17 protein-coding genes are annotated in these 15,521 nt (G+C 65.8%); 9 read left to right on the plus strand and 8 right to left on the minus strand.

Translation table 11 applies throughout. From position 1 onward, the window contains the following. Nucleotides 1-9: 9 nt before the first annotated feature. Nucleotides 10-489, minus strand: coding sequence for a GNAT family N-acetyltransferase (locus tag JQ617_RS01520; RefSeq protein ID WP_212023848.1), 480 nt, complete (start codon nucleotides 487-489; stop codon nucleotides 10-12). A gap of 197 nt (nucleotides 490-686) precedes the next feature. On the opposite strand from JQ617_RS01520, the gene JQ617_RS01525 reads away from it, so the two are divergent. The 3 genes from JQ617_RS01525 (at nucleotide 687) to JQ617_RS01535 (ending at nucleotide 3,190) form a co-directional block, all read left to right on the plus strand. Continuing rightward, nucleotides 687-1,838, plus strand: a complete 1,152-nt coding sequence (locus tag JQ617_RS01525; protein ID WP_212023850.1) for a zinc-binding dehydrogenase — start codon at nucleotides 687-689, stop codon at nucleotides 1,836-1,838. Nucleotides 1,839-1,947: 109 nt separating this feature from the next. Beyond that, a complete protein-coding gene (locus JQ617_RS01530; RefSeq protein ID WP_212023852.1) occupies nucleotides 1,948-2,370 on the plus strand; it encodes a VOC family protein in 423 nt (140 codons plus the stop codon). A 307-nt stretch (nucleotides 2,371-2,677) separates the two neighbouring features. Further along, a complete protein-coding gene (locus tag JQ617_RS01535) occupies nucleotides 2,678-3,190 on the plus strand; it encodes a hypothetical protein (RefSeq protein WP_212023854.1) in 513 nt (170 codons plus the stop codon). A gap of 13 nt (nucleotides 3,191-3,203) precedes the next feature. Here JQ617_RS01535 and JQ617_RS01540 read toward each other — a convergent pair whose 3' ends face one another. Then, entirely contained in the window at nucleotides 3,204-3,557 is a 354-nt protein-coding gene (locus JQ617_RS01540; protein WP_212023856.1) for a cupin domain-containing protein, read from the minus strand. Nucleotides 3,558-3,681: 124 nt separating this feature from the next. After that, entirely contained in the window at nucleotides 3,682-4,422 is a 741-nt protein-coding gene (locus JQ617_RS01545; RefSeq protein WP_212023858.1) for a metallophosphoesterase family protein, read from the minus strand. Nucleotides 4,423-4,792: 370 nt separating this feature from the next. Here JQ617_RS01545 and JQ617_RS01550 point away from each other — a divergent pair, with 370 nt between their 5' ends. Beyond that, nucleotides 4,793-6,751 carry a DEAD/DEAH box helicase gene (locus JQ617_RS01550; protein WP_212023861.1) on the plus strand — a complete coding sequence of 653 codons (1,959 nt, stop codon included), beginning with the start codon at nucleotides 4,793-4,795 and terminating at the stop codon, nucleotides 6,749-6,751. Nucleotides 6,752-6,761: 10 nt separating this feature from the next. Here the strand turns inward: JQ617_RS01550 and JQ617_RS01555 are convergent, their stop codons facing one another. Further along, nucleotides 6,762-7,268: a GNAT family N-acetyltransferase gene (locus JQ617_RS01555; RefSeq protein ID WP_212025939.1), complete on the minus strand. Its 507-nt coding sequence runs from the start codon at nucleotides 7,266-7,268 to the stop codon at nucleotides 6,762-6,764. A 146-nt stretch (nucleotides 7,269-7,414) separates the two neighbouring features. Between JQ617_RS01555 and JQ617_RS01560 the strand changes: the two genes are divergently transcribed. Then, nucleotides 7,415-7,801 (plus strand): COG4315 family predicted lipoprotein, encoded by a 387-nt coding sequence (locus JQ617_RS01560; protein ID WP_212023863.1) that lies wholly within the window; start codon nucleotides 7,415-7,417, stop codon nucleotides 7,799-7,801. Between the two features lie 60 nt (nucleotides 7,802-7,861). Here JQ617_RS01560 and JQ617_RS01565 read toward each other — a convergent pair whose 3' ends face one another. After that, nucleotides 7,862-8,290: a cupin domain-containing protein gene (locus JQ617_RS01565; RefSeq protein WP_212023865.1), complete on the minus strand. Its 429-nt coding sequence runs from the start codon at nucleotides 8,288-8,290 to the stop codon at nucleotides 7,862-7,864. A gap of 458 nt (nucleotides 8,291-8,748) precedes the next feature. On the opposite strand from JQ617_RS01565, the gene JQ617_RS01570 reads away from it, so the two are divergent. Beyond that, entirely contained in the window at nucleotides 8,749-9,240 is a 492-nt protein-coding gene (locus JQ617_RS01570) for a phasin (protein ID WP_249156574.1), read from the plus strand. A gap of 277 nt (nucleotides 9,241-9,517) precedes the next feature. Here JQ617_RS01570 and JQ617_RS01575 read toward each other — a convergent pair whose 3' ends face one another. After that, on the minus strand, nucleotides 9,518-10,312 hold the full coding sequence (locus JQ617_RS01575; protein WP_212023867.1) for a Crp/Fnr family transcriptional regulator: 795 nt from the start codon (nucleotides 10,310-10,312) through the stop codon (nucleotides 9,518-9,520). 212 nt (nucleotides 10,313-10,524) lie between these two features. Then, complete coding sequence (locus tag JQ617_RS01580; protein WP_145660675.1) at nucleotides 10,525-11,079, minus strand: PAS domain-containing protein; 555 nt, start codon at nucleotides 11,077-11,079, stop codon at nucleotides 10,525-10,527. 453 nt (nucleotides 11,080-11,532) lie between these two features. Between JQ617_RS01580 and JQ617_RS01585 the strand changes: the two genes are divergently transcribed. Next, complete coding sequence (locus JQ617_RS01585) at nucleotides 11,533-12,339, plus strand: rhomboid family intramembrane serine protease (RefSeq protein WP_208608594.1); 807 nt, start codon at nucleotides 11,533-11,535, stop codon at nucleotides 12,337-12,339. Nucleotides 12,340-12,530: 191 nt separating this feature from the next. Further along, nucleotides 12,531-12,959: a CBS domain-containing protein gene (locus tag JQ617_RS01590; RefSeq protein ID WP_212023869.1), complete on the plus strand. Its 429-nt coding sequence runs from the start codon at nucleotides 12,531-12,533 to the stop codon at nucleotides 12,957-12,959. A gap of 101 nt (nucleotides 12,960-13,060) precedes the next feature. Here JQ617_RS01590 and JQ617_RS01595 read toward each other — a convergent pair whose 3' ends face one another. Then, entirely contained in the window at nucleotides 13,061-14,089 is a 1,029-nt protein-coding gene (locus JQ617_RS01595; RefSeq protein ID WP_212023871.1) for a patatin-like phospholipase family protein, read from the minus strand. Nucleotides 14,090-14,339: 250 nt separating this feature from the next. On the opposite strand from JQ617_RS01595, the gene JQ617_RS01600 reads away from it, so the two are divergent. After that, nucleotides 14,340-15,413 (plus strand): RgsD C-terminal domain-containing protein, encoded by a 1,074-nt coding sequence (locus JQ617_RS01600; RefSeq protein ID WP_212023873.1) that lies wholly within the window; start codon nucleotides 14,340-14,342, stop codon nucleotides 15,411-15,413. The last annotated feature ends 108 nt before the right edge of the window (nucleotides 15,414-15,521 follow it).

Genomic DNA, 15,521 nt, shown 5'->3' on the forward strand with positions numbered 1-15,521 from the left:
CCGCCGCCTCTACGCCAGCGACTTCACATACACCGCATATGGCACGCCCAGAATGTCCGGCGCCTCGCCGCTTCTGACAAATCCCATGCGCAGATACATCGGCAGCGCGACCGTCATGATCGTCGTCGTGTGCAGGGCGATGGCGCGCGCCTGGTCGCGCTCGGCGCGGCGCAGGCATTCTTCCGTCAATTGCCGCCCGATGCCCTTGCCGCGCGCGCCGGGATCGACCACCAGCATGCGGATCACCGGCCAGGCCGGATCGAAGAACGCCGGCTTCGGCGCGCGCGGGCCGATATAGGCCACGGCGCCTTCGATCCCGCCGCCGTCTTCGGCGACGATGATCTCGCCGGTCCTTGCAAGCCGCGGCATCTTCGCGACGTTGGCCGTGAACAGCGGCCAGTCGGAAAAGTGCGGCTCGAACTCGGCGAAAGCCGCCTGCGCGACGCGGACGATCGCGTCGGCATCCTCGTCCCGATAGTCACGCAGCATCGGCGCGGCCTCCTTGATCCCAAGCCCGGATGGAGCGCAGCGAAATCCGGGACCGCTCGCGGTGGATGGACTTTTCCCGGATTACGCTACGCTCCATCCGGGCTACGAGACCACACCTTGGCACGCCGGCGCATCTCACATACGCTTCGCCCCAGCCCGCACCATCAATCATAACAGACGGGCAGCGAGGACACACCATGGAGCAAATCCGCGTCTGCACCCACGCAGGGCCGGGCAGCGAACCCCTCATCAAGACCGTGCCGTGGCCGAAGGTCGGCAAGAAGGCCGCGCTGATCAAGGTCGGCGCCTGCGGGGTCTGCGGCACCGATCTGCATATCCTGAAGGGTCACTGGCCGAAGCCGCTGCCGTGGCCGTTCACGCTGGGTCACGAGATCGGCGGCGTCATCGTGGAATGCGGCGACGAATTCACCGAGGACTTCATGAGCAAGCCGCTCAAGGTCGGGTCGAAAGTGATGATCCCGCCCCTGATGCCCTGCGGCCAGTGCTATTACTGCATCCACTATCCGCAAACCGCGAACAAATGCCTGACACCGGTCTATTACGGCCGCTATCTCGGCTTCGACAAGGCGCCGCACATGTGGGGCGGCTGGGCCGAATATGTCTATGTCGATCTCGAGATGCTGCCGGGCACCAAGATCTACAAGCTGCCCGATGACATGTCGCTGCGCCTCGGCGCGCTGTCGGAGCCGCTGACCTCCTGCATCCGGGCCTTCAACCGCGCCACCCGCGCCGGCGGATTCAGCTGGGGTGACACGGTGGCGATCCAGGGCTCGGGTCCGATCGGAATTCTCGCGGTCGCGGCCGCAAAGGAGATGGGGGCAGGGCGCGTCATCTGCGTCGGAGCGCCTGAGGAGCCGCGCCTAAAACTCGCGCGCGAGTTCGGCGCGGAAGCGACCGTGAACATCGAGGAGATCAAGTCGCCGCAAGAGCGGATCGATCGCGTGCGGAAAATCGTCGGCGGCTTCGGCGCCGATCTGGTGATGGACTGCTCGGGCCATCCGACCGCCGGCCCTGAGGGCATCGAGATGCTGCGCGACGGCGGCACCTATGTCGAGATGGGCCAGTTCACCGACGCCGGCTCCATCGACACCTCCTGGCACCGCATCTGCACCAAGGACCTCAACGTGCTGGGCTCCTGGGGCTTCACCGGAAACGATCTGCCGCTCGGCGTGGACATGCTGTACCGCACGGCCGGCAAATATCCCTGGCTGAAGATGCAGACGATCTATCCGTTCACGGAAGCGGGCGTCGCGCAGGCGGTGAAGGACGCCATGGCGATGAAGACGGTGAAGTCGACCATCGTGCCGTGGCCGGAGCTGGTGGAGTGAGAACGTGTAGCCCGGATGGAGCGTAGCGTAATCCGGGAAATCTCGCCCGTGGCTCCCGTATTCCGCTACGCTCCATACGGGCTACGGGCAGACGTTGGAATGACGATGCATGACAGACCGCGAAGCAATTGAACCCAACCGGCGCTCCCCCTTCAGTGCCGTCCGCGCAATCGACTACACCGTGATCTTTGTCCGCGACATGGCGGCGATGCGCCGCTTCTATGAGGACGTCCTGGCGTTTCCGCTGCTGCGCGAACTCTCGCCGAACTGGATCGAGTATGGGATCGGCAGCAACACGCTGGCGCTGGCAAGGCCGAGCCGGACTGCGGCCGATGCGCCGACGCCGCCGGGCAGCGCCTCGCTGCAACTGGCCTTCAAGGTCGCAGCCGCCGAAGTCGATGCCTGTGCCGATGAGCTTCTGCGGCAGGGCGTGGCGCTGCTGTCGCCCCCGACGAACCAGTCCTTCGGACACCGCACGCTGTTCTTCCGCGACCCCGACGGCAATCTGCTGGAGGTCTACGCGGAGATTTGAGAGCGGAGGAGGAGCAGTAACTTTCGTCAGGCGCGCTGCCTCTTCCCCTCTCTCCTTGCGGAGAGGGTGGCTCGCCGCCAAGCGGCGAGGCGGGTGAGGGGCTTTTATCCGCGAGTCCAATTCGCGTATGAGTACAACGAGAGATACCCCTCATCCGGCGCTTCGCGCCACCTTCTCCCGCAAGGGGAGAAGGAAGAGCGGACGCATCGGCCGCCGCCCAAAAAGTTCCGCGGCAAATCCGCGAGTTATTCACGCTGCGGTGAAACTTCGGCCCAGGTTCCGGCTTTCACTTCGCAGGAGAGGTGCCGTGAAACGAATCCTGAAACCGGTCACTTACATCCTGGCCGCGATCTATTTCCTGGTGGATGCGGTCTTCATGGCCGTGGCGAGGCCGATTGGGCGCTGGATCGGGCGGCATTTCGAATTCAGGCGGCTGCGCGCCTGGATCAAGTCGCTGCCGCCTTATACGTCTCTCGCCCTGTTCTCCGTGCCGGTCATCATTCTGGAGCCGATCAAGCCGGTCGCGGCCTATCTCGCCGCGACGGGGCAGTTCGTGAGCGGCGCCGTGACGTTCATCGTCGGCGAGTTGCTCAAGCTGGTGCTGGTCGAGCGCCTGTTCCACCTCACGCGCGACAAGCTGATGCGAATTCCGGCTTTTGCCTGGTGCTACGGAAAATACGCCGCGGCGAAAGCGTGGCTGCAGGCGACCGAAGCCTGGCGTGCCATCCGCGCCCTGGCCCGCGCGGCGAGGGACGCTGTTGCCCGCGCAAAAGCCAGGCTGGCCGGCAGCTTCAGCAAGCTGGCGGCCTCCCGGGATTAGGCTGCGCTGCCCGCTATGCGAGCTTGCGCGCCGCGGCGGTTGCCTTGTCGCCGGTGTTCGGCGTCCCGGTCGGCTCGATCAGCATCAGGTGAACCTCCTCGCGCGCCACCGGGCGATGCTCGACGCCCTTGGGCACGACATAGAGCTCGCCCGGGCCGAGTGTGACAGTGCGATCGCGCAGTTCGATATCGAGGCGACCCTTCAGCACGAGGAAGAAATCGTCGGTGTCGTCATGCTTGTGCCAGGTGAACTCGCCCTTCACCTTCACCACCATCACGTCGCAATCGTTGAAGGTCGTGACCGTGCGCGGCGACCAATGATCTTCAAAGGTCGCGAGCTTGTCGGCAAGCGATATTGCGTCGGCCATGTTTTCCCCGTTGCTGTCTGTTGGGGCAGGATTTGGGAACGAGGAGCGGGCGCGGCAAGGCCGTGCTCGTTCATCCCTCGATCCCCCCGCGGAAGGTGGTCGGAGATATCGCGACAGCCAGCTTCTACTTGACGTATCCGGTCAGCATGGCCTGTGCCCATTCAGGGCGGTTGTTGGCGAGCGCACGGGCCGAGGCGGCCTCCCAATCATAGTCGAGGGCCAGAAGCTCGACCTGCCAGCCCCTTGCTCGCTTGGTGATGACCGCATACCGGGCGTGCGGCGAGCGATATTCCAGGTTTGCGGCAAAAGGAATGTCCGCAAACACCGGGCAGCCCACGCTTCCCGGATTGAGAACCAGACATTCGCCGGGGGACTGAATGACCGCCTGGCGGTGGCTATGACCACACAGCACCACGCGGGCCGCCGGCTCACCCGCGAGGCGCGCTGCCAGCACGTCGCGACGGGCCGGCACAAAGCGTCCGTCGTCGAGCGATTCTTCGAGCAGGCATGTCGTATCGCTGTCCGGCGTGCCATGGCAGGCCAGGATTCCGTCGTCCAGCCGTATTTGGGACGGCAAGCCGTGGAGCGTGCGGCGCTGCTCAGCAGTCAATGCGTTGCGCGCGAACAGTCCCGCCGGCGAGAGCTTGTCGTCCGGAAACTCCTCGATCCAGCGATCATGGTTTCCGCGCACGGTCGGCAACGACAGCGATTGGAGCGCTTCGAAAGTCTCCTTTGGCCACAACGGGCTGGTCACGCAATCGCCGAGGTTGATTGTGCGATCGACGCCCCGCGTCTTGATGTCGGCCAGCACCGCCTCGAGCGCGGCAAGGTTGCCGTGGATGTCGGAAATGACTGCCAATCGCATCGTTGTGCTCCCATTCAACGTCGTCATTGCGAGCGCAGCGAAGCAATCCAGATTGTTTCGCTGCGCTCGCAATGACGGAGTACATGGCGTGGGACTCCACCTCTCTCCTGTCCCGGGCAGGCTGCAAGCTGCCCGGCGGCAAACCCGTTGCATCCCAGGTTAATGGAGTTGGCCCGGAAAATCCGCTGCAACCTTCGGGCGCGGCTCTTTCCGCCAAGCCATGCATCAAAGGCATGGTGATTTGGGAGCACTTGGCGTAAAGAGCGCCCAGATCAAATCAAGCGTGCGGCCGGGCCGATTGCCGCGCACGCCCCCTCGGGTCCGCCGGTCCCCCGTTTGCGCGCCTGAATTAACCAAGGTTTCCCATCTCGTGTCTCTTCCGGCCCTGACCCCGCCGCTCGCCCGCGCTTTGGCCGAGCGGAATTATGATTCACTGACCCCCGTCCAGCTCGCCGTGCTCGCCCACGAAGCGACCAGCCGCGACCTCCTGGTCTCGGCCCAGACCGGCTCCGGCAAGACCGTCGCCTATGGTCTGGCCATCGCCAAGAACCTGCTCGACGATGCCGAGCGGTTCGAGCAGGCCGGTGCGCCGCTCGCCCTGATCGTGGCGCCGACCCGCGAACTGGCCTTGCAGGTTCAGCGCGAGCTCGCCTGGCTCTACGGTCATGCGGGCGGACGGGTCGTCTCCTGTGTCGGCGGCATGGACCCGCGGCGCGAGCAGCGCGAGCTTGCCGCCGGTGCGCATATCGTCGTCGGCACGCCCGGCCGCCTGTGCGACCATTTGCGGCGCGGCCGGCTCGACATCTCCGAGCTGACCGCGGTCGTGCTCGACGAGGCCGACGAGATGCTCAATCTCGGCTTTCGCGAGGACATGGAATTCATCCTCGAAACCACGCCGGAGACGCGCCGTACGCTGATGTTCTCGGCGACGTTCCCGCGCGGCATCGTCGCGCTGGCGCGGCAGTATCAGCGCGACGCGTTCCGGATCGAGGTCGCCGGCGACGAAGGCGGTCATGCCGATATCGAATATCGCGCCATCCGGATCGCACCGGCCGACGTCGAGCATGCCGTCGTCAACGTGCTGCGGTTCTACGAGGCGCCGAGCGCGCTGGTCTTCTGCAGCACGCGCGACAACGTCCGGCATCTGCAGGCGGCGCTCCTGGAGCGCGGCTTCGCCGTGGTCGCGCTGTCGGGCGAATTGACGCAGAACGAGCGGACCATGGCGCTGCAGTCGCTGCGTGATGGCCGCGCCCGTGTTTGCGTTGCGACCGACGTCGCCGCGCGCGGCATCGACCTGCCGAGCCTCGATCTCGTCATCCATGCCGACCTGCCCAACGATGCCGAAGTCATGCAGCATCGCTCGGGCCGCACGGGACGCGCCGGACGCAAGGGGACGAGCGTCCTCCTGGTGCCGCCCGCGCGCCGGCGGCGTGCCGAACTGCTGCTCAATCTGGCAGGCGTCGACACGGAGTGGGGCACGGCGCCCCAGGCCGACGAGATCCGCAAGCTCGATCACGACCGCATGAAGGACGTGCTGTTCACCGAGGAGACAACGCCGGATGATCTGGCGCTGGCGCAGGCCTTGCTCGCCGAGCGGTCGGCCGAGGACATCGCCGCGGCGCTGGCGCGGCTCTATCGTGCGCGCCTGCCGTCGCCGGAGGACATCATCGATCCCGGCGAACGTCCCGCCCGGTCGCGCGACGATCGCGGCCGCGACAAATTCCACGACAGGGGCGAGGGCGGTGACGATCGTCCCGGCAAGCCTCGCGCGAAGTCGGGGAAGGCGTCGTCGAAGCACGCCATGGCGGAGGGCAGCGTCTGGTTCCGCGCCGCGATCGGACGGCGCAAGAACGCCGAGGCGCGCTGGCTGCTGCCGATGATCTGCCGCCGCGGCGGCATCGACAAGCGCGACATCGGTGCCATCAAGATCATGGACACCACCACCGAGTTCGAGATCTCCCAGCGGGTCGCGGAGTCCTTCGCCGCGAAGGTCAAGCGTCCGGACAAGGAAGACAGCATCCGCATCGAGCAGATGGCGGATGCGCCGCAGGGCCGCGAGCCCCAGGAGGAGCGGTCGCACGAGCCTCGGCGCGAGAGCGGCGAGGCCGATCATCGTGAGCGGCGCGAGCATCGCCCGCGCGAGAAGGGCTTCAAGCCGGGCGGCAAGAGTTTCGGCGAGCGCGGCCCGAAGTTCGAGGATGCTCCGTCATTCGGAAAGAAAAAGAAGCACAAGAACAAGCCCGGCCATGCCGAGCCGTCGGTGACGCCGTGGCCCGCAAAAGGCGGCGCGCCGGGCAAGAAGCCGAAGAAGAAAAAGCACCGCGGCTGAGCCGGCTGCGTTACGTGGCGGCGAGGCGGCGGAGCATGTAGGTCGCAGCCTCGCCATAGCAGGCGAGCTTCGTGCGCAAGTCCGCATCCGCGGTGATGGGCTCAAAGCCAAGCCGCTCCCATAGCGCCCGTGTGGCATAGACCGAGACCAGTGCGAGGGCGGCGATGCGCGATGCGCGCGCCAGCTCCTCCACCCTCGCGACATAGGCGCGCGCTGAGCCGCCGCGATGATCCGGCAGCACCGCGACGTCGTGCACATAGAGGCAGTCCGCATCGTCGGGGAGGCGGCCGAGGAAGCCGTCGAGCGGCGGAATCCTGTGCTGCTTCCACGGGTGCGCGAGCCCATATCCGGCGATCGCATCGTCGGCGACGAGCACGCGGCAGCCGTCAGGATAGAGCCGCATCTTCTCCGCGAACACCTCCTCCCGTTCCGGAAGGTCGGGATGAATGCGCGCCGCGATCGCGCTGATCGCGGGCAGGTCTGAGGCGCGGGCGTCGCGCCAATGCGGCTTGCTCATCTCGGTCCGTTGTTCCGTCTCACCCATCCCAGTTTATTCCGCCGAGCCGGTCCGTGCAGCGAAAAATATCTTCGCGGCTTCCGCAGGAATACGATGCCGTCTGCGGCGTCCTACCCATGCAAGCCAATTGCATGACAGGAGACACCATGACGTCCTCGATCCGCCTCGCGCTCACGCTCGCCGTCTCGCTCGCATTCGTTCCCGCTGCCTTCGCCGCGCCGCCGACCAAGACCGGCAAGACCGACAAGGGCACCGTGCTCACCGACGCCAAGGGCATGAGCCTCTACACGTTCGACAAGGATGCGGACGGAAAATCGGCCTGCAACGGCCCGTGCGCGACGAACTGGCCGGTGCTGAAGGCCGAGGCCAGCGATGCCGCCGGCGACGGCTACACCATCATCACCCGCGACGATGGTTCGAAGCAGTGGGCCTACAAGGGCAAGCCGCTCTACACCTTCGCCAAGGACACCAAGCCCGGCGACGTCACCGGCGACGGCTTCCTGAACGGTGCCTGGCATCTGGCGATGCCGTAGTCCGTCTCCGGGATGCGCGGGGCGGGTTGCGTGACGCAGCCTGTCCTCGCGTCGCGCGCTTTACGCGGGCGGTGCCGGCACCAGACCATGGCGCAGCATCGTCTCTTTCATCTTCGCGGGATCTGGCGGTGTGCCGGCCGACAGGAGCGCGGCCATCTCCGTGAAATATTGCGGTCCGAGCACGCCGGGGCTCAGGATGCACAGGCATGTCGCAGGCCCGGCCGAGCGGTTGGTGAAGCCGTGCACCACGCCGCGCTTGATGAAGACGGATTCGCCGGGACCAAGATCGGTCTGCGCGCCGTCGATCGTCCAGGTCGAGACGCCGGACAGCCCGTAGATCGTTTCGTCCCAGCGGTCGTGATAGTGCGGGATCGGCATCCGCGCATTCGGCTGCAGCGTCATTTCGAAGATGTCGACGCTGCCGTCGGTGTCGTCCTTGCTCTGCAGGAAGCGGAGCTGAAGCGTGCCGAAATCAATGATGTTGGACATGGCTGTTTCGCCCGGATGAAAGGCTGCATCGAGACCGCGGCGCCCGGTCAGTTCGCAACGAAAGCGACCGCAGCCCGTCATACGCCATAAGCCCGCGTGCCTGCAATTTGCGGATCGCGTGCGGCGGACGCGTCTCCGCGTCGCATTCGTCGTCAAAGGGCCTGCTGGGCCGGGCTGATCTGAAGTTGGCGGATGCAATCGCAGCAACTTTAGAGAGGCGGGATGCTGTCCGCGGCGCTTCGTCGCTTGAAGCGAAATTATTCAAGTCGAGAGTCCGAAAGCGAACCGAAGTCACGATCCCGGTTGGTCATAGTCGGCTCAGGCAGGGGGCGAAAGCGGCTTTTTCAGCAGCATCGCTCCAATTCGAGAATAGGGGCACTGGTTTCCCGGTGCGGCCCGCACCTGGGAGAGTTTCTGGAAGTCTTCAATCCATTGTCTGGTTTCGCGTGAAGGGATGAATGACGATGAATGATGCCAATGTGAAAGCCGGGACGAATGCCACTCCGCTGGGCGGGCCGGCGAACGGTGGTGCAAAGTTCAAGTTCGACATGCCATTTTTCAACATCCAGGCGATCTTCGGCGATCTCGCCGAGCGGGGCGCCGCGCGGGCCAAGGCAGATATCGAGCAGATGAAGGCGGCTTCCGAGGAGATCACCGGGGCGCTCCGCGAAGCCTGTTCCAGCAACGCCACGCGTGCAGCCGATTACGGCGCCAAGGTCATCGAAATTTCAAACATCAATACCAGCTCCACGCTGGAATTCCTGTCCCAGCTTGCGGATGCGAGGTCGTTTGCGGACGTCGTGAACCTTTCCACCGCCCACAGCCGTAAGACCTTCGAAGCGGCTTCCAGCCAAAACCGGGAGCTTTGGGACCTTGCCCAGAAGGTCGCCACCGAGACGGCCGAGCCGATCAAGAAAAGCTTCAACCGGGTTCTGCATAGGGCTGCTTGAATCGAGGCTGCCGGCCGCGTGAATCGGCTGGACGAGCGTCTTCGCCAGAAGAGACGCCGTCCAGCCGATGCGGCGACAGCGTGCCGTAAGGTGATGCCAGGCTGGAGGAGATCAGGATGGGTATGGTGATGATCAAATGCCCGGAAACGGGCCGCGCCATTTCGACGGGCATCGAGATGGATCGCGAGCGGTTTCGGTGCAGTACGGTGTTCTTTTCGCGCACATATTGCGGAATGTGCGCGGCGACGCACGAATGGTTCGCCCGAGAGGCCTGGGTCTACGAGTCGGTCTTGGCGAACGGGAAATCCGGGGGCGGGCAGCCGTTCCGCGCCGGCGCGGCGTGAAGCAGCCTGACGGCATCCTGCGAGACGATCCGATCGATCCGGCGGCTCATCACCTTGTAGCACTCGCATGCGACGGCCTCGAGCCGCTGCCTGTCGATCTCGAGGTGGCCGCGCCGGTTGGATTTCAGCGCCCGTGACGCGCGAAGTGCGCTCACGACGTGCGTGACGGTGGTCCGCCGGACGCCGAGCAACTCCGACAACGTCTCCTGCGTCAAGGGCAGGACGTCGCCGCAGCCCTCCATCCGATCGTGAATGTGAAGCAGCCAGCGGGCGAGGCGCGCTTCGACGGAGTGCAGCGCATTGCAGGCCGCGACGTGCTGGATCTGTGTCATCAGCGCCCTGGCGAGAAGCTGAACCAGACCTCTGAGGGCGGCACTGCGTTCGAGCGCAGCATGAAATCGCGCGGGCGAAATCTGCAGAGCGGTCCCGGCCACTCGGACGACTGCGGTCATGGGGGATCGGGTCGGACCGAGCGCCGTCAGAAGTCCGACGGCGCCGTCGTTGCCGATCACGGCAGTTGCCGCCGTCTGTCCGTTCGGCAACTCCATGATGAGGGCGATCGCGCCGCTGCAGGGAAAGGAGAGGTGCTCGATCTTGTCGCCCGATCGCACCAGGACCGCGTCGTGCCGGAGCTCTACTTTTCGCAAATGGGGGGCAAGCAATGCGAAATCGGCCGGCGGCAAGGCAGCTAACAACCGATTACCAACTCTGGTCGCTTGCTCCATCACGGGAATCGTCCCTGGACGGAGGCCCGGCAGACGCGTTTTCACCAATCGGGTCGCGCTGCCGCTTGCCATGGCAGTCGAACTAAACGCGACTTAAAAGTTAATGTTCCCTGGAAGGATTGGCAAGCCGGTGCGCGAATGTGTCCGATTGCGATCAGGCCGTCGAAGATCGCAGCCGGCCGTTCGCAACTGCGCGTCTGACGCGAGGGTGGTTCCTACCTCAGCCCCTCATAGACCATCAGCCCGCGGGCAACCTGCAATTTGCGGATCGCGCGCGGCAGCAGCTTCTCCGGCTGGTGCAGATAGCGCCAGGAGGTGAGGGTGAACGCCGACAGCGTGCCGCATTCGTCGTCGAACGGCGCCAGCACGCCGGTGACGCTCACCGGTGTATGCGGGCGGGCATTGAAGGGCAGCAGCAGGAGCTCGAGATAAGCCTTGCTGCCGTCCTCGCGCGTGGCGGTGAGGCCGGCGATTGCGCCCAGCGTCTCGTCGGCGACGATGGTCGTGATCTCCTCGATCTCGCGCCGGCTCGTCTCGGTGAACAACGCCGCAAAGCTCGCATCCTTGAGGTCGCGTCCGGTGAGCGCGCAGACGCGCGTGCCGGCGACGCGGAACGGGAAGCCGAGATTGGGCTCGCAGGAGAGCACGAAGATGTCGCCGAGCAGCTCGCGGACCGCGGCTGGATCGATGTCCGCCCGGTCGGGCGCCCGCGCGGTGCCACGCTTCTTGTCCCAATACGCGAAGAACGCGCGGCTCGACGAGTGTTTCATGGCTGAACGCTAACCCCGGGGTACGACTTCCGGGACATATCTGTCCCGCTTCAGTGCACCCGCGATCCCTTCTGTTGTTGTGCAGGAGGGGATTTGCAGCGTCCATGCCGGGACGACGTTTTCGCGCCCGTTAAGGCTGTCTTTGCGTTGTTAACGTTAAATTAACTATGCGCTTTGTGCCTCGCGCGGCCCTGCTATGGTGACCGCGGTCGCAAGCCTCGCCGCTTTTCTCCAGGTTCTCGGCGAGGTCTGTACACAGGGCGTCAAACAGTTTGGCCACGGGCCGGGGAGGGGTGGGGATACACCTTCATTCCCTTGGGCTTGGAAAGGCCGACACGGACAGGCAGGGCTTTCCCAGGGCCCTGCCTTTTCCTTTTGTGCACTTGCGCCGGGACCGTAAAGGCGACTATCTCCAAGACTGTCGCTCCGATCGGGCCTGAAAGCGAAGCTGCCTTGGATTCCCCGCAAGATTCGTCGCCGGACGTGCCGGCCGTCGTCGAAGAGGCTCCGCGCGAGCCGATCCTGACGCTGCCCGTGGCGCTGACCGCCTATATCGCGCTGCTGGCGGTGATCCATCTGCGGGTGCTGCTGCCGCCGGAACTGGAAAACTGGACCATCGACGTCTTCGGCTTCATCCCGAAGCGCTACGATTCCTCGCTGCTCAATCTGCAGATTCCCGGCGGCGCCGGTGCCAAGGTCTGGAGCTTCGTCACCTATTCGCTGCTGCACGCCAATCTGACCCATCTCGGCTTCAACGTGCTCTGGCTGCTGCCGTTCGGCAGCGCGCTGGCGCGGCGCTTCGGCGCAGTCAGGTTCTTCATCTTCATGGCGGTCACGGCGGCGGCCGGTGCGCTCGCCCATCTCGTCACCCATGAGCATGCGGTGGCGCCGATGATCGGCGCCTCGGCCTCGGTGTCGGGCGCGATGGCGGCCGCGATCCGCTTCGCCTTCGCCCGCGGCAGCTTCCTGTCCTTCTCCCGTTCGGATGCCGATACCGCCGCGAAGGTTCCCGCGCTGCCGCTGTCGCGTGCGCTGCGCGACGGGCGGGTGGTCGCGTTCCTCGCCGTGTGGTTCGGCGTCAACATCATCTTCGGCGTCGGTGCGATCGGCGTCGATGCCGAAACCACCAGCGTCGCCTGGCAGGCGCATATCGGCGGCTTCTTCGCCGGCCTGTTGCTGTTCGCGCTGTTCGATCCCGTGCCGCGCGTGCGAAGCGATGCTGCGGATGCGTCATCACGGGACGTTTCAGACCGCATCTGAAGCGGCGCTTGCGGGGCGGCCCGAATTCATCCATCATTCGCGTGAAGAATGTGCCGAAGCGACAAGCCCATAGAGGCAACGCTTCGACAAGCGCGCGAGCGTGAAACCCGCGCCGAAACTGTTAGTTGAAGACTCGCGAACAAGTCCGGGACCGCCGCCAAGGCGGACGGCTCCGATTCAGGGAGGCGACAATGACGGTACGTTCCATTCTCAACACCAAGGGCCACCAGATCATGAGCGTCGAACCCGACGCCAAGCTGGCTACCGCGGTCAAGCTGCTCGGCGAGAAGAAGATCGGCGCGGTGCTGGTGATGAACCAGAGCCGGCTGGAAGGCATCCTGTCCGAGCGCGACATCGTGCGCGTGCTCGGCGAGCGCGGCGCCGCCGTGCTGGAAGCGCCGGTGTCGGAGGTCATGACCCGCAAGGTCGTGACCTGCAAGGAGACCGACACGGTAGCCGAACTGATGGAGACGATGACGACGGGCAAGTTCCGCCATCTGCCCGTCCTCGACAACGGCAAGGTGGTCGGCCTGATCTCGATCGGCGACATCGTCAAATGGCGTGTCCGCGAATACGAGACCGAGCAGGAAGCCCTGCGCGACTACATCAAGACGGCCTGACCGGGGCCCGATCCGGACGAGCGCGCAGCGCGGCGTTCCGGAAAAAAGATCGTGCGCGAACAATCACGTGACGCGCGACGAGGCTTCGCTCTCGCCGCGCCTTACTCCTCCACCTTGGGCGCGTGGCCCGCGGGCGCCGGCGCGAGCACCTCGATCGCCTCCTGGATCGATTCCAGCGCGCGCTCGGCGGCGCGCGTGCCGTGCGCGATCAGGTCCTCGGAGCGGTGGAAGTCGAACCAGCCGAACTGGCCGACCCGCGGCGTGATCAGCATGTCCGGCGGGTCGCCGGCCAGGCGCGCGCGGGTGATGCGGTCCTGCATGATGTTGAAGGCATCGACCATCACCGAGGAGATGCCGGGCCGTCCGGCGCCGCCGAAGAACTCGCGCTTCATGGTCTTCTCGGGCGAGAACAGGCGCGGGAAGCGCCGCTTGGCGGTCGCTTCCTCCGGTGCGGGCGTGACCGCTTCCGGCGCGGCGCCATGCGAATGGATCGTCGTGGAATGGGTGAAGATGTCGCTGGAAAGATTTGCGGCGATGACGATTTCGGCGCCGAGCGCGCGGGCGGCCGAGACCGGCACCGGATTGACTAGCGCGCCGTCCACCAGCCAGCGGTCGCCGATCAGCATCGGCGAGAAGATGCCGGGCAGGGCGTAGGAGGCACGCATCGCGTCGACCAGGCGGCCGCGCGTCAGCCAGATCTCGTGGCCGGTGCGGACCTCGGTCGCGACGCTCGCGAACTTGATCGGGAGGTCCTCGATCTGGATCTGGCCGACCGCCGCCTCGAGCCGGGTTGCCAGCTTCTCGCCGCCGAGCAGGCCGGAGCCGTTGAGGCGGATGTCGAGATAGCCGAGGATGTTGCGCATCCCCTGCAGGCTGCGTCCCCATTCTTCGAACGTCTCGAGCCGGCCGGCCGCATGCAGGCCGCCGACCACGGCGCCGATCGACGTACCGACCACGACGTCGGGCACGATGCCGTTGGCGATCAGCGTTCTCAGAATACCGATATGGGCGAAGCCGCGCGCCGCGCCGCCACCGAGGGCGAGGCCGATGATCGGCCGGCGGGTCGCGCCGAGGCCAACCTTGTCACCGTTCGAGCCGTTCGCACCGCGGCCCTTCAAGATCTCGAGCACCAGTACACTCTCCTACGCAGGGGGCCAGCCCACCGCCAGACTAGGCACCCCCATTGCGCTCCGCCATCTCTGGGGCGAAGCATGGTTTATGCCGCTTTGGGGAGGGCGCTGGGCAGGAGTATGGCGAGAGGCGTTTGCCTCATGTCTAATCACGCAGGCGTCAGCCAGGTTCCACAAGTCCGGCCGGGACCGTATTTCCTGGGGTATCAGAGGCTTGAATTTGCCGCGTTTTCGGTGAAAAGCAGGGAACATGACACGCGGGGGTGACGGCATCATCGGATGGCGGCGCAGCGGCAGGCTGCTGCCGGCGCTGGGCCTTGCCGTGTGCCTCGTGATATCGGGCCAAAGCACTGCGCAGGCGCAGCTTTTCTCGGATCGGCCGCCGCCGGTGCCCCCGGCCTCGGTGCCCGATCCCGGCGGGGCCGTCAGCCTGGCGCCACCCTCCGGCCCGGGTGCCGGACCTCCGAGCCTGCCGCCGACCCTGACCCAGCCGAATACGCCCAGCATGCCGCCGCCCGCGGTCACGACCGTGCCGTCGGCGGCGCCGCTCAATGCGGCCGTGCCCGGCCAGGGCGTGCTGTCGCTGACCGCGCGATACGGCAAGGACTCCGCGCCGATCACCAGCGGCCTGGTCTGGCGGGTGTTCGCCGACCGTCCCGACGAGAACGGCACCTTCAAGCTGATCCGCGAGGACCGCAGCGCCACGCCGAACATCGTGCTGCCGCCCGGCAATTACGTCGTCCACGTCGCCTTCGGCCTCGTCAGCGCGGTGCGCACCGTCAGCCTGAAGGCCGAGACCGACCGCGAGTCGTTCGTGCTGCCCGCCGGGGGCTTGCGCATCGAGGGCCGCGTCGGCACCAGCCGCATTCCGCAGAACCAGATTTCGTTCGCGATCTACAAGGGCAGCCAGTTCGAGTCCGGCGAGCGTGCCTCGCTGGTGCCGAACGTCGCCGCCGGCGACGTCGTGCTGCTGCCGGAGGGCACCTACTACATCATCTCCAACTATGGCGATGCCAACTCGGTGGTGCGCTCCGACATCCGCGTCCAGGCCGGCAAGCTCACCGACGTCACCATCACCCACCGCGCCGCCGTCATCACGCTCAAGCTCGTCAGCGACAGGGGCGGCGAGGCGCTCGCCAACACCGCCTGGTCGGTGCTGACGCCCGGCGGCGACGTCATCAAGGAATCGATCGGCGCCTTCCCGCGCGTCGTGCTGTCCGAAGGCGAATACCGCGCCATCGCCAAGAACGAGGGCAAGGTCTACGAGCGCGGCTTCAACGTCGTCAACGGCGTCGACGGCGAAGTGGAAGTGGTCGCGCGCTAGTTTCGTGTCCCGGACGCGGCGCGCAGTGCCGCAGAGCCGGGACCCGGAAAGCCGCAAGCGAACATTTCGATGGATGGGGCCCGGCTCTGCAGCGCACCGCTGAAGCAG

It is taken from the genome of Bradyrhizobium sp. KB893862 SZCCT0404 (genome assembly GCF_018130885.1).
Taxonomy (GTDB): domain Bacteria; phylum Pseudomonadota; class Alphaproteobacteria; order Rhizobiales; family Xanthobacteraceae; genus Bradyrhizobium; species Bradyrhizobium stylosanthis.

What these genes read in the sequence shown, in the direction of transcription:
- JQ617_RS01520 (WP_212023848.1), bottom strand. Translation starts at nt 489, where the DNA reads ATGCTGCGTGACTATCGGGACGAGGATGCCGACGCGATCGTCCGCGTC.
- JQ617_RS01525 (WP_212023850.1), top strand. Translation starts at nt 687, where the DNA reads ATGGAGCAAATCCGCGTCTGCACCCACGCAGGGCCGGGCAGCGAACCC.
- JQ617_RS01530 (WP_212023852.1), top strand. Translation starts at nt 1,948, where the DNA reads ATGACAGACCGCGAAGCAATTGAACCCAACCGGCGCTCCCCCTTCAGT.
- JQ617_RS01540 (WP_212023856.1), bottom strand. Translation starts at nt 3,557, where the DNA reads ATGGCCGACGCAATATCGCTTGCCGACAAGCTCGCGACCTTTGAAGAT.
- JQ617_RS01545 (WP_212023858.1), bottom strand. Translation starts at nt 4,422, where the DNA reads ATGCGATTGGCAGTCATTTCCGACATCCACGGCAACCTTGCCGCGCTC.
- JQ617_RS01555 (WP_212025939.1), bottom strand. Translation starts at nt 7,268, where the DNA reads ATGAGCAAGCCGCATTGGCGCGACGCCCGCGCCTCAGACCTGCCCGCG.
- JQ617_RS01560 (WP_212023863.1), top strand. Translation starts at nt 7,415, where the DNA reads ATGACGTCCTCGATCCGCCTCGCGCTCACGCTCGCCGTCTCGCTCGCA.
- JQ617_RS01565 (WP_212023865.1), bottom strand. Translation starts at nt 8,290, where the DNA reads ATGTCCAACATCATTGATTTCGGCACGCTTCAGCTCCGCTTCCTGCAG.
- JQ617_RS01570 (WP_249156574.1), top strand. Translation starts at nt 8,749, where the DNA reads ATGACGATGAATGATGCCAATGTGAAAGCCGGGACGAATGCCACTCCG.
- JQ617_RS01580 (WP_145660675.1), bottom strand. Translation starts at nt 11,079, where the DNA reads ATGAAACACTCGTCGAGCCGCGCGTTCTTCGCGTATTGGGACAAGAAG.
- JQ617_RS01590 (WP_212023869.1), top strand. Translation starts at nt 12,531, where the DNA reads ATGACGGTACGTTCCATTCTCAACACCAAGGGCCACCAGATCATGAGC.
- JQ617_RS01600 (WP_212023873.1), top strand. Translation starts at nt 14,340, where the DNA reads ATGACACGCGGGGGTGACGGCATCATCGGATGGCGGCGCAGCGGCAGG.